Source organism: Pseudomonas sp. MPR-R2A5, from assembly GCF_058793055.1.
Genome location: NZ_JBXAFK010000072.1, coordinates 18,456 through 30,916, shown reverse-complemented (window position 1 = coordinate 30,916; position 12,461 = coordinate 18,456). Strand labels below are relative to the sequence as shown.

Here is a 12,461-nt window from a genome sequence, read left to right as displayed (position 1 = left end):
TGAGCAAACCTGACTATGGTCCATAATGTGTCAACCATGTCCCCGCACATGTGTCCACCATGTGTCCGGTCCATACAAACGAATGCCAAAGGCGAGCAGGTCCTGGACATCTGCAGGGTCCTGATTACCACCTACGACCAGGCCGACATTGTCAGTATCAGCGTAGGCGCAGACCACCAGCTCAACGCACGTATAAATGGCAAAGACTACAAACTCCCACTGACCGCCAATAACGATGCGCACTCGCTGAGAATCAAAACTGCAGGAGGAAATGACCGTATTAACGTCGACGAGCAGATCAACATCGAAATGCACATACACGGTGGCGACGGCGACGATTTTATTGTGGCGAATGGACGTGTGGGCAGCGTAACCGGCGATACAGGCAACGACTACATACGTTTGGGAGCCGGCCATGTCGTGGCGTTTGGCGGTGACGGCGACGATATCATGATCGCAGGCGCCGGCAATGCCGTGATATCGGGCGGCAAAGGCAATGACAAGCTGTACGCCAGCTACCCCGCACAAAAGACAGATCTGCGCCAGGTGTACCTCAATGGCGACCAGGGTAACGACGAACTCTATGCGGGGACGGGTAGAAGCATCTTAAACGGTGGACTTGGCGACGATAAACTCGTTGGCTACCGCCAGACCACGATCTATACCGGGGCGGGCCAGGATTCGGTCCACTCCTACGACACTCAGGATCGGATCTACGCCAAAAAAACCGATAGGGTCCACGCCCCCGAACAGGTAACACCAGCCTCAGTCGAATACACCAACGCAGGCAAACAAGGCTTCAAGATAGAGGGCCCCGCAGAATTCGTTGAACGGGTAGAGGACTATCTCGAGCAACTCAGGGGGTCGCCGGCGGGGCAGAAAATGTTTCAGGAAATGGACCGCCTTGCCGAGAAAAATGGCGGGCCGGTGACCATAATGCTCTCCGACTTCATCGCGCTGAACTCTTATCAATTCGCCAATGCGTTCAGCGACAACATACCTGACGGGGAGTATGAAAAATTCCAGTACCGGCCTGAGCTTGGCTATATAAAAGATGGTGTTGCCGGGTCGCCCGCCACACATGCAAAGATAGCCTTTGACCCCGATCACTTCGAAAAGACCTTTACCCTATCGCCCTTGATTGCGCTGTACCACGAGATGAGTCATGCCTATGACGGCGCCACCGGGCGGTTCATACCAGGCACTTCGCTGATATTTAACAAAGATGGCAGCCCGGCCATGGACCAGGGCCAGCAGTTGCAAGTGGAGAACCTCGAGTATCAAGCCGTAGGCCTTCCAACCAACAGCCAGCCCTTCGATCACGACAACAACCCGCTGACCCCTCCCATCACAACCAACCCCTGGCCATTCAACGAAAACGCCCTGCGCGCAGAAATGAACGTACCGCTGCGGGATCGATATGACGTGGAGGAGCCCCCACACATGGTTTAGGAGGATAGCCGCAGACGCTGCCAATCCCCCCGTTAAAGACCAATGGGTGTCAGGAAGACAGGTATGAAGACCGCGTCAGCCCCAGGCGCAAGGCATCGAGGAACTGCGTGCGCTCAGATGCACTGATCTTCGCACTCGCACACTTATCACGGTAATGCGTCATCAGTTCCTCCGGCGACAAATGCACGTAGCGCAGCATGTCTTCGATGGTGTCGTGGGTCTCGATACCGGCGCTGTACACCGAACCGTCTTCACGCTGGTAGATGTTCACCGAGTCGGTGTCACCGAACAGGTTGTGCATGTCACCGAGGATTTCCTGGTAGGCGCCGACGAGGAAGATACCCAGCAGGTAGTCCTCGCCATCGTTCAAGGCGTGCACCGGCAGGCTGGTCTCGATGCTCTGCTCGTCGACGTATTGCTTGATCTTGCCGTCGGAGTCGCAGGTCAAGTCTTGCAGCACGGCACGACGCAACGGTTCTTCGTCAAGACGGTGCAGCGGCAGGATCGGCAATACCTGGCCGATGGCCCAAGTGTCCGGCAGGCTCTGGAACACCGAGAAGTTGCAGATGTACTTGTCGGCCAGCTTGTCGTTGAGTTCGTCCAGCACCTGGCGATGCGAGCGCTGGCGGGCTTTCAGCGAGTTGTGCAGGCGGCGGCACACGGCGAAGTAGCACTGCTCGGCCAAGGCTTTTTCGGCCAGGGTCAGCTTGCCGTCGGCGTATTGGGTGGCCACGTCGCTCATGTAGTGGGTGGCACGCCAGTAAGTCTCGGTGACCATCTCGATGTCGGTCGGGCCGAGCAGGTCCACCAGCCACTGCACGGTTTCCGGCAGGTTTTCCTTGTTCTCGATCACCGGTACATCGTCGTTGTGCTTCTCGACGTCAGTGACTTGCACCACCAGCATGGCGTGGTGAGCGGTCAGGGAGCGGCCGCTTTCGGAGAAAATGTTCGGGTGCGGCAGGCTCTGCGCATCGCAGAATTCCTTGAGCATGCCCACGACCACACCGGCGTAGTCGTCCATGTCGTAGTTGATGGAGCTGGCGTTACGGGAGTGAGTACCGTCGTAGTCCACGCCCAGGCCACCGCCCACGTCGATATGGTCCACCGGCAGGCCGAGGTTACGCAGTTCGCCGTAGTAACGAATGGCTTCCTTGAAGCCGTGCTGGTAATCGGCCAGGTTGGCGATCTGCGAACCCATGTGGAAGTGCAGCAGGCGGATGCCCTGGTCCAGGCCGGCCACGCGGAAGCGCTCGACCACCGACAACAATTGCGCCGCGGACAAACCGAACTTGGACTTCTCGCCACCGGTGTCGGCCCACTTGCTCGACGCCAGGGACGACAGGCGCACGCGCAGGCCGACCTGTGGCTTGACCTTGAGGTTGGCGGCTTCTTCGATCACCAGCTCAACTTCGGATTCTTTCTCGATCACGATGAACACGTTGTGGCCGAGCTTCTGGCCCATCAACGCCAAGCGGATGAACTCGCGGTCTTTATAGCCGTTGCAGACAATGGTGCCGCCCTTCGGTGCCAGGGCCAGCACGGCCAGCAGCTCCGGCTTGGAGCCGGCTTCCAGGCCGATGGACACATTCTGGGTGGCGATGATGTTTTCGATCACCGCTTCCTGCTGGTTGACCTTGATCGGGTACAGCGCGGTGTATTTGCTCTGGTATTCCAGGCGTTCGATGTTCGAATCGAAAGCACCGGTCAGCTGGCGCACGCGATCTTGCAGAATGTCGGGGAAACGCACCAGCAGCGGCAACGACAGGCCGCTTTTGCGCAGTTCGTCCACTTGCTCGTACAGGTCGACCGGCGTGCTGTTCGGACCGTTCGGACGGACTTCAACGCGACCGGCTTCATTGATCGCGAAATACCCGGCCCCCCAATGGCGAATCCCGTAAACACTGCGGCTGTCCGCAACTGTCCATTGGCTGCCATCGTCTTTGCGTGTGCGTCGTACGGACATCGAAGTCCCCTATAAATGAAGGCGAAGGCGCTGCCCCTCGTGGAGGCAGGCGCAGTCTAAAGAATGAAAATGACGATTTGCCTGTAAGGGAGGTAGACCCCACTCGCAGGACAGAGTTTAGACACAGGTTGCGAAGAGGCTTTCAGCCGCCGGACTTTTTGGCCTTGTAACCGAGCTTGATCAACTCGGCCAACAGCAACTCGACGTGATCGCCCTGGATTTCGATGACGCCGTCTTTCAACGCGCCACCGGTTCCACAACGCTTCTTCAGCGTGGTAGCCAGCTCCTTGAGCGCGTCTTCAGCCAGGGGCACGCCGGTGATGGTGGTCACCGTCTTGCCGCCACGGCCTTTGCTCTCGCGGCGCACGCGGGCAATGCCGTCGCCTTCGGGGATCAGGGTCTGTTTACAGGTACACGCGTCCACGGGCTGACGACAGTCCGGGCAGTGTCGACCTGCGTCGGTGGAAAATACCAGGCCACCAAGGGCGGCGAAGGATGCGGCTTTTTTGGCCACCGGCAATCCTCTTGGGAGGACAAAGACTGATCGGCGCGCCAGGCGCCACCGACCGCGAAGCCCCACTCAGGCAGGGGCAGCGCTACCGACCCGCCAAGGTCACGCTCCCCACCTGTAGGAGCGAGCTTGCTCGCGAAAATCGTCAACGATGACGCGGGCATTCTGAATGCACGCGGCGCTCTTGAGTTTTTCGCGAGCAAGCTCGCTCCTACAGTGATCCCAGGGTGAAACAATGGCGGTTCGGGTGAAAAGTCGCGCAGTGTAACGGCAAAAAGCCGACTTGCTAAGAGCCAAATGGCGCCAATTTATACAACTTTAGCGACGCAGGGCCAGATAGCGGCGCAAGCCCTCCTGGGCGTCCGGGCAGTAGGGCTTTTGTTCCGCTTCCTGCAGCACCGTTTCAATCGGCAAAAAGCGCGCTTCCATGACTTCTTCGGGCTGCAATTGCAGCGGGCCGTCCCACACGGCGGAGTAGGATTTGCACCAGAGGCGGCTCTCGCCATCTTCGAAGTAGAAATGGTCGTGCTCGGTCAACGCTACCCCGCTGACGCCCAACTCTTCCTCCAGCTCGCGAGCCGCCGACAATGCATAGGACTCACCGGCCGCGACCATGCCCCCCGCTGCCGTGTCCCAGAATCCGGGGTACAGGGCTTTGCTCAGGGTGCGCCGATGCACACACAACTCATCGGCCGAATTGAACAGGAAGATAAAGGTGCAACGGCCGATCAGACCGCGCTGGCGAAGGTCGGACCTGACGAGGTGGCCGAGCAGATTGTCCTGCTCGTCGACCCAGCAGATCAGTTCGGCATCAGAGGCCGCACGGTGCGCAGCCTCCTTTTGAGTTGCGTCCATCATCAACCCTGGTTGAGTAACTGGCGCAGATCGATCACCGCCGCATTGGCCCGGGAAATGTAGTTAGCCATGACCAGCGAGTGGTTGGCCAATACGCCAAAGCCACTGCCGTTAAGAATCATAGGGCTCCACACCGGCTCCTGCGACGCCTCCAGCTCACGAATGATCTGGCGGACGCTGACGGTGGCGTTTTTCTTGGCCAGCACGTCGGCAAAATCGACTTCGATGGCGCGCAGCAGGTGGGACAGGGCCCAGGCCTGGCCACGGGCCTCGTAGAACACGTTGTCGATCTGCATCCAGGGGGTTTCCACCACTTCTTCATCAACCTGCGGCACTTCACCGGGCGCCAGGGCTTCGGTTTTCAGGGCGGTGTTCAGCTTGACGCGGCCGACACTGGCCGACAGGCGTTGCGACAACGAACCCAGGCGCGTGGCGACGTCGCCCAACCAGTTGTTCAAGTTATCGGCGCGGGCATAGAACAACGCGCCCTTCTGGTTCGGGTCAGACAGGCGCGCCTCATAGCGGCTCAGGGAGTTGATGCCTTCCTGGTATTCCGACTCGCTGGAGGGCAGCACCCAGCTCTTGTTGTCGAAATTGAAGCGTGGCTCGGCCTTGGCCAGGTCGCTGTCTTCGGCCGACTGCGATTGCGAGCGGGCGAAGTCTTTACGCAGGGCGCGGGTCAGGTCGCGCACTTGCACCAGCACGCCGTATTCCCAACTGGGCATGTTGTCCATCCACAGGCCCGGCGGGAAGCGGTCGTTGGAGATGTAGCCACCCGGCTTATTGAGCAAGGTGCCGACCACGGTCTTCAGGGTTTCGACGGTGGTAAAGCCCACCACCATCTGCTTGCCATCCTTTTCGGCGGCGATTTGCGCATTTTGCTGGACCGGAAACAAGGCCGGTTCTTCGCTCCAGTACCAACCCAGGGCACCGGTCACGACCAAATACAGGCCAACCAGGGAGAGCAAGGCCCGACTCATCAACAGGTTACCCAGGTAGCCGCGGCGAGCCGACTTGGGCGCAGGGGCCGGGCCCTTTGCGCTGCCTTCACGGTTTTTCCAGTCCAGCATGGCGATATCCTTTCAATCACTTGAGTTCATGCACTTCTAATCGACGGCGTGCGTTCAAAAACTACGACCACAACCCTACCCCATCGTGCCAGCGCGTGCGGCGCTTTTAATCAAACGGGCGGTTGGCGAACTTCCGACTATAAAGGATGCACGCCATTTCCGCTGCGCGACTGATAGGTCGGTAACTGAATACCAGGGACATGCAGTTAATTGACGTATGACACTCATCGAACGGAAAAGAGGTGCTAGCATAGAGCCATCAGTTCGACCTCAGCATGCACCCTAACTAGTAGTCAGGATATGACCGAGCCAGAAGATCCCAGCCGTGAGCGCCTCAAGCACCATTTTGCCCAGCGGGTAATTCATCAGGCACGTCAAATTCTTGAGATCTGGCAGCGCCTGCAACGCAGCGAATGGTCCAGCGCCGACCTTTCCGAACTCAGCGAAGCCAACCTGCGCCTGCTGCGCTTCGCCGAGCGCTTCGAACAGCCGGAGCACGGTCAACTGGCGCACCATATCGGCGAGTCACTCAAGGCCGTGGACGAAAATCGCGGCCGCCTGAGCAGCCAACTGATCACCGAACTCAACCGCTTGATGCAACGCCTGTCCCGCACCGGCCTGCGCCAGGGCGACCAGCTGGAACAAACCTTCCTGCCGCCGATGCGCAAGCCGATCTACGTAATGCTCGCCGATCATGACCGCGCCGAACGCCTGGCCAAGCAGCTGGAGTTCTTCGGTTTGAGCGCCCAGTCCCTGGACAGCGTGGCAGCGTTCCGCGCATGCATGGCCGACCGCCTGCCATCGGCGATTGTGATGGACGTGGATTTTTGCGGCCCGGGCCTGGGCCTCCAGTTGGCCGCCGAAGCCCAGGAAGGTCTGGAGCAAAAGCTGCCGTTGCTGTTTTTCAGCCTGCACGAAACCGATACCCCGACCCGCCTGGCGGCCGTACGCGCTGGCGGCCAGGAATTCCTCACCGGTACGCTGGAAGCCTCGAGCCTGCTGGAAAAGATCGAAGTGCTGACCTGCGTCGCCCAGTACGAACCCTATAAAGTGTTGATCATCGACGACTCGCGGGCCCAGGCCCTGCACACCGAGCGTTTGCTCAACAGCGCCGGCATCGTCACCCGCACCTTGATCGAACCGATCCAGGCCATGGCCGAACTGGCGGACTTCCAGCCCGACCTGATCATCCTCGACATGTATATGCCGGCCTGCACCGGCACTGAACTGGCCAAGGTGATTCGCCACAATGACCGCTATGTCAGCGTACCGATCATCTACCTGTCGGCCGAAGACGACTTGGATAAACAGCTGGACGCCATGAGCGAAGGCGGCGACGACTTCCTCACCAAGCCGATCAAGCCGCGCCACCTGATCACCACGGTGCGCAACCGCGCCGCCCGTGCGCGCAACCTCAAGGCGCGGATGGTGCGTGACAGCCTGACCGGGCTGTACAACCACACCCACATCCTGCAATTGCTCGAAGACTGTAGCTTCCGCGCACGCCGCGAGAACAAGCCGTTGAGCTTCGCCATGCTCGATATCGACCACTTCAAGCGAGTCAATGACAGCCACGGCCACCCCATGGGCGACCGGGTGATCAAGAGCCTGGCGTTGTTTCTCAAGCAACGTTTGCGCAAGACCGACTACATCGGTCGCTATGGCGGTGAAGAATTTGCGATTGTCATGCCCGACACCGACTTGGAATCGGCCTGCAAGGTGCTGGATGAAATTCGTGGCCGCTTTGCCGAAATTCACTACCCGGCCCAGCCACAGGATTTGTGGTGCACCTTCAGCGCCGGGCTGGTGGAGCTGTGCGACGGCTCCGACAGCCTGATGATGGCCGCCCAGGCCGATGAAGCGCTGTACCGCGCCAAGGACGCCGGGCGCAATCGCGTACAAGCGGCGCGCACATCAAAGCAAAGTGCCATCTTTTCACCGGAATCCAGTGATTCCGTCATAACTCTGTAACGCAAACGCAATAACTTCAGGCACTTATCTTCGCTGTCGGTTGAAATTACGCATGCGCCTGAAGCTGCTGACCAATCTCAATACCCTCCTGCTGGTGGCCGTATGCCTGGCCCTTGGGGCGACGCTGTGGTGGTCGCAACGAGCGCTTGAGCGGCCCTATTTGCTGATGGAACGCTACCTGAGCCTGTCGCAGACCTTCCAGAACCAGGCCGCGCGCAATATCGACGACTACCTGGCCAGTGGCGATGCCCTGCGCTTGAGCAGCGCCAGCCAGAGCCTGGAAAACCTGCTGAAACACCTGGACGAACTGCCGACGGCACTGGCGCAAAACCTGCGGCCCAGCCTGGTGGAACTGGATGCCTTCAGCAAAACCGACCTGCTCGCCGCTGGCAAACTGGCCGGCGACCCACAAGCCCTGTTGCTGCAAGCCGAGCGCGAACTGGGCGCAAACCTGGAGCAGTTGAGCCGGTACGCCATCGGCGTCAACACGCCGGACGCCGCGCGCTACTTGCCGCCGCTTTTAGCCGCCGCCCAACACCTGGGCAAGCTGTCCCTGGCCCGCGACAAGCTGGTGAGCAGCGGTCGCGCGGAGCTGGCCGATGATGTGGAGCGTGAAGTCGGCAATATCCGCAGCCAGGCAGACCTGCTGGAGCAATTGCCATTGCTTGGCGTCAAGGCCAGCACCGAGTCCAACACCGATGACTTTTCCGCGTTGATGGGCCTGGAAAACAGCGAAAAAACCGAAGCCCAGGACACGGGCGTCGACCTCAAGCGCGAACTCAACAGCCTGCTGACCCGCTACCCCGCCGAACTCAAGCGCACCCGCGAGCAGATCCAGCAACGCACCGCCCTGGCCGCCAGCACCCACCTGAAAATCACCGCCGTGCAGCAGGCCATCGCCAGCCTGGAACCGGTGGTGCGCGCGCAGCATGCGCAGATCCAGGGCGAAGTGCGCCTGATGCAAGGGGTGATGATTGGCCTGATCCTGTTGATCGCGCTGCTGATCGACACCCTCCAACGGCGCTTGGCAAGGGTGCTGACCAACCTGGCACCGGCCTTGTCGACATGGGCCGAAGGTGACTTCAGCCAGCCAATTGCCCTGGGCAAGACCAACCGCGAACTGCGCGATATCGAGGCGTCCTTGAACCGGCTGCGCGCCTATCTGGTGGACCTGGTGGGCACCATTCGCGGCAATGCCGAAGAAGTGGCCGGCAGCAGCCGGGCCCTGGCCGAGTTGAGCAGCGGCCTGCACGATGGCGCCGAACGCCAGGCCGGGGATACCGCGCAGATCCGCGATTCCCTGGGCGAACTGGAAGCGACCATCCAGCAGGTGGCCGGCGATGCCAGCCAGGCTGCCGGCGCCAGCCGCAGCGCGGGCCAGGCGGTCGAGCAAGGCCAGCGGGTGATCGGCCTGAGCCTGACCGGACTGCATGCGCTGGTAGGCGAAGTGCAGCAAAACGCACAGATGATCGAAAAACTCGCCGAAGAGTCCGCGACTATCGGTGGGGTGCTGACAGTGATCCGTTCGATTGCCGACCAGACCAACCTGCTGGCACTCAACGCCGCCATCGAAGCCGCACGTGCCGGTGAGGCCGGGCGCGGTTTTGCCGTGGTCGCCGACGAAGTACGCACCCTGGCCCAACGCACCGCTGGCGCCACCGCCGAAATCCAGGGCTTGATCACCGGCCTGCAAACCGCGGCCCACCAATCGGTGCAGGGCATGCGCGCCCAGGTCGAACACGCCGAGGCCACCGCCCAGCAAGCCCAGGCAGCGGACGGCGCCCTGGATGAAATCGTCAGCGCGATCCAGACCATCTCCGACACCGCCGTGCGCATCGCCGATGTGACCGCGCAGCAGAGTGGCGCGGTGAGTGAGATTCGCGATAACAGCGAGCGGATTCACCAACTGGGTGAGGATAATTTGCTGCGCATCGGCCAGGGACGTAGCCAGGGTGAGCACCTGCTGGTGCTGGGTGGGCAGCTCAATACCGCCGTAAAAGCCTTCCGGGTCTGACCCCCCGCCAGGCGCCAGGTGAACAACAAATGTGGGAGGGGGCTTGCCCCCGATAGCGGAGTGAAGTCGACATCTATGTGACTGATCCACCGCTATCGGGGGCAAGCCCCCTCCCACATTTGATCGCTACAGGTTTCAAGACGGTATTACCCATGACCGGATCCCAGGCCTCAGTCATAAATTTTGCGCTATCCTCGCTAATCGTGCCGCCTACTGCATAGAACTGGACAGTCACAAAGGCTTTGCGGCATAGTCGCCGGGTTCTGCCGTACCCACATCAATAACAAGGAACAGCCGATGGCGACCTTACTGGTTCTTCACGGACCCAACCTGAACCTGCTCGGCACCCGTGAACCGGGCGTCTACGGGGCAGTGACCCTCGATCAGATCAACCTTGATCTGGAACGACGGGCCCGTGATGCCGGCCACCATTTGCTCTACCTGCAAAGCAATGCCGAGTACGAATTGATTGATCGCATCCATGCCGCGCGCGGCGAAGGCGTGGACTTTATCCTGATCAATCCCGCCGCTTTTACGCATACAAGCGTTGCATTACGTGACGCGTTGCTGGCGGTGAGCATCCCATTCATCGAAGTGCATTTGTCCAACGTGCACAAACGCGAACCTTTCCGCCATCACTCTTACTTCTCCGACGTAGCGGTAGGAGTGATCTGCGGCCTTGGCGCCAGCGGTTACCGACTGGCCCTGGAGGCCGCCCTGGAACAGCTTGAAGAACAGGCCAAGCGCCCCTGACCGACCCTTGGGAGTTGATGATTCATGGATATCCGTAAAGTTAAGAAACTGATCGAACTGCTGGAAGAATCCGGTATCGACGAGCTGGAAATCAAGGAAGGCGAAGAGTCCGTACGGATCAGCCGTCACAGCAAGACCCCGGCCCAACAGTTCTACGCACCACAAATGCAAGCACCGGCACCTGCTGCCGCGCCGGCCGCCGCACCTACTGCTGCCGCTGCTCCAGCCGCACCGGCCGCGCCAGCGCTGAACGGCTTCGTGGTCAAGTCGCCAATGGTCGGTACGTTCTACCGCACCCCGGCACCGACCTCGCCAGCCTTCGTTGAAGTAGGCCAGACCGTGAAAGTGGGCGACACCATCTGCATCGTGGAAGCGATGAAAATGATGAACCACATCACCGCTGAAAAAGCCGGCGTCGTCGAATCCATCCTGGTAGAAAACGGTCAGCCGGTTGAGTACGACCAGCCGCTGTTCACCATCGTTTGAACCGCGGAGCGCCTTCGATGTTGAAACCTGCGAAGAAACTGCAAAAAGTCCTGATCGCCAACCGCGGCGAGATCGCGCTGCGTATCCTGCGCGCCTGTAAGGAAGAGGGCATCAAGACCGTCGCTGTTTACTCGACGGCCGATACCGAATTGATGCACGTGAAACTGGCGGACGAAAGCATCTGCATCGGCCCGCCACTGGCCACGAACTCGTACCTGAAAGTCTCGAACATCATCGCGGCCGCTGAAGTGACCGGCGCTGATGGCATCCACCCGGGCTACGGCTTCCTCGCGGAAAACGCCGATTTCGCCGAACAGGTGGAAAAATCCGGGTTTGCCTTCATCGGCCCGAAAGCCGAAACCATTCGCCTGATGGGCGACAAGGTCTCGGCCAAGGACGCCATGATCGCCGCCGGCGTACCCACCGTGCCTGGCTCCGACGGCCCGCTGCCTGAAGACGAGGCAACCGCCCTGCGCATTGGTCGCGAAGTCGGTTACCCGGTGATCATCAAGGCCGCCGGTGGCGGTGGTGGTCGCGGCATGCGCGTGGTGCACAAGGAAGAAGAACTGATCGAAGCGGCCAAGCAGACCCGCTCGGAAGCTGCCGCCTGGTTCGGCAACCCGATGGTCTACCTGGAAAAGTACCTGACCAACCCACGTCACGTGGAAGTGCAGGTTCTGTCTGACGGCCAGGGCCACGCCATCCACCTGGGTGATCGCGACTGCTCGCTGCAACGTCGTCACCAGAAGGTACTGGAAGAAGCACCAGCACCGGGCCTGGACGAGAAAGCCCGCCAGGAAGTCCTGGCGCGCTGTGTCAAGGCGTGCATCGACATCAACTACCGTGGCGCCGGTACCTTCGAGTTCCTCTACGAGAACGGTCGCTTCTACTTCATCGAGATGAACACTCGCGTGCAGGTAGAGCACCCGGTTTCGGAGATGGTCACCGGTATCGACATCGTCAAGGAGATGCTGAGCATCGCCGCCGGCAACGTGTTGTCCTTCACCCAGGACGACGTGAAGATCCACGGCCACTCCCTGGAGTGCCGGATCAACGCCGAAGACCCGAAGACCTTTATCCCGAGCCCAGGCCTGGTCAAGCACTTCCATGCCCCAGGCGGCAACGGCGTTCGCGTCGATTCGCACCTGTACAGCGGCTACAAGGTCCCGTCCAACTACGACTCGTTGATCGGCAAGCTGATCACCTGGGGCGCCACCCGCGACGAGGCCATGGCCCGTATGCGCAACGCCCTGGACGAAATCGTGGTCGACGGCATCAAGACCAACATCCCGCTGCATCGGGACCTGGTTCGCGATGAAGGCTTCTGCGAGGGTGGTGTGAACATTCACTACCTGGAACACAAGCTGGCCAACCAGTAAGTGCTCC

Annotated in this window: 10 protein-coding genes and 1 pseudogene; 7 read left to right on the top strand and 4 right to left on the bottom strand. The window is 60.3% G+C overall.

The features are described from left to right. The first annotated feature begins 36 nt into the window (after positions 1-36). Positions 37-1,452: a M91 family zinc metallopeptidase gene (locus AC1Q6I_RS32475; RefSeq protein WP_146015788.1), complete on the top strand. Its 1,416-nt coding sequence runs from the start codon at positions 37-39 to the stop codon at positions 1,450-1,452. A gap of 49 nt (positions 1,453-1,501) precedes the next feature. Here the strand turns inward: AC1Q6I_RS32475 and speA are convergent, their stop codons facing one another. Both speA and AC1Q6I_RS32465 read right to left on the bottom strand, forming a co-directional pair. After that, on the bottom strand, positions 1,502-3,415 hold the full coding sequence (speA, locus tag AC1Q6I_RS32470; protein ID WP_102625555.1) for an arginine decarboxylase: 1,914 nt from the start codon (positions 3,413-3,415) through the stop codon (positions 1,502-1,504). Between the two features lie 142 nt (positions 3,416-3,557). Further along, positions 3,558-3,929: a translation initiation factor Sui1 gene (locus AC1Q6I_RS32465; protein ID WP_017849660.1), complete on the bottom strand. Its 372-nt coding sequence runs from the start codon at positions 3,927-3,929 to the stop codon at positions 3,558-3,560. Between the two features lie 126 nt (positions 3,930-4,055). Between AC1Q6I_RS32465 and AC1Q6I_RS32460 the strand changes: the two are divergent. Further along, positions 4,056-4,145, top strand: a pseudogene (locus AC1Q6I_RS32460) (outer membrane lipoprotein carrier protein LolA); the annotation flags it as partial. A 99-nt stretch (positions 4,146-4,244) separates the two neighbouring features. Here AC1Q6I_RS32460 and AC1Q6I_RS32455 read toward each other — a convergent pair. Next, a complete protein-coding gene (locus tag AC1Q6I_RS32455) occupies positions 4,245-4,781 on the bottom strand; it encodes an NUDIX hydrolase (RefSeq protein WP_041160831.1) in 537 nt (178 codons plus the stop codon). Positions 4,782-4,783: 2 nt separating this feature from the next. Further along, positions 4,784-5,851 (bottom strand): DUF2333 family protein, encoded by a 1,068-nt coding sequence (locus tag AC1Q6I_RS32450; RefSeq protein WP_024073174.1) that lies wholly within the window; start codon positions 5,849-5,851, stop codon positions 4,784-4,786. A gap of 300 nt (positions 5,852-6,151) precedes the next feature. On the opposite strand from AC1Q6I_RS32450, the gene AC1Q6I_RS32445 reads away from it, so the two are divergent. The 5 genes from AC1Q6I_RS32445 (at position 6,152) to accC (ending at position 12,454) form a co-directional block, all read left to right on the top strand. Then, on the top strand, positions 6,152-7,822 hold the full coding sequence (locus AC1Q6I_RS32445; protein WP_024073173.1) for a response regulator: 1,671 nt from the start codon (positions 6,152-6,154) through the stop codon (positions 7,820-7,822). 52 nt (positions 7,823-7,874) lie between these two features. Further along, the gene (locus AC1Q6I_RS32440; protein WP_102625554.1) at positions 7,875-9,836 is read left to right on the top strand and encodes a methyl-accepting chemotaxis protein; all 1,962 of its coding nucleotides are present in this window, start codon (positions 7,875-7,877) and stop codon (positions 9,834-9,836) included. Between the two features lie 297 nt (positions 9,837-10,133). After that, positions 10,134-10,589 (top strand): type II 3-dehydroquinate dehydratase, encoded by a 456-nt coding sequence (gene aroQ, locus AC1Q6I_RS32435; protein WP_024073171.1) that lies wholly within the window; start codon positions 10,134-10,136, stop codon positions 10,587-10,589. 24 nt (positions 10,590-10,613) lie between these two features. Then, positions 10,614-11,075 carry an acetyl-CoA carboxylase biotin carboxyl carrier protein gene (gene accB, locus AC1Q6I_RS32430; RefSeq protein WP_069075188.1) on the top strand — a complete coding sequence of 154 codons (462 nt, stop codon included), beginning with the start codon at positions 10,614-10,616 and terminating at the stop codon, positions 11,073-11,075. A 17-nt stretch (positions 11,076-11,092) separates the two neighbouring features. Further along, positions 11,093-12,454: an acetyl-CoA carboxylase biotin carboxylase subunit gene (gene accC / locus AC1Q6I_RS32425; protein WP_024073169.1), complete on the top strand. Its 1,362-nt coding sequence runs from the start codon at positions 11,093-11,095 to the stop codon at positions 12,452-12,454. Positions 12,455-12,461: the final 7 nt, after the last annotated feature.

Bases quoted from the DNA above. Each gene is read 5' to 3' on its own strand.
- accC (WP_024073169.1), top strand. From the start codon at position 11,093: ATGTTGAAACCTGCGAAGAAACTGCAAAAAGTCCTGATCGCCAACCGC.
- AC1Q6I_RS32440 (WP_102625554.1), top strand. From the start codon at position 7,875: ATGCGCCTGAAGCTGCTGACCAATCTCAATACCCTCCTGCTGGTGGCC.
- AC1Q6I_RS32445 (WP_024073173.1), top strand. From the start codon at position 6,152: ATGACCGAGCCAGAAGATCCCAGCCGTGAGCGCCTCAAGCACCATTTT.
- speA (WP_102625555.1), bottom strand. From the start codon at position 3,415: ATGTCCGTACGACGCACACGCAAAGACGATGGCAGCCAATGGACAGTT.
- AC1Q6I_RS32450 (WP_024073174.1), bottom strand. From the start codon at position 5,851: ATGCTGGACTGGAAAAACCGTGAAGGCAGCGCAAAGGGCCCGGCCCCT.
- aroQ (WP_024073171.1), top strand. From the start codon at position 10,134: ATGGCGACCTTACTGGTTCTTCACGGACCCAACCTGAACCTGCTCGGC.
- accB (WP_069075188.1), top strand. From the start codon at position 10,614: ATGGATATCCGTAAAGTTAAGAAACTGATCGAACTGCTGGAAGAATCC.
- AC1Q6I_RS32475 (WP_146015788.1), top strand. From the start codon at position 37: ATGTCCCCGCACATGTGTCCACCATGTGTCCGGTCCATACAAACGAAT.
- AC1Q6I_RS32455 (WP_041160831.1), bottom strand. From the start codon at position 4,781: ATGGACGCAACTCAAAAGGAGGCTGCGCACCGTGCGGCCTCTGATGCC.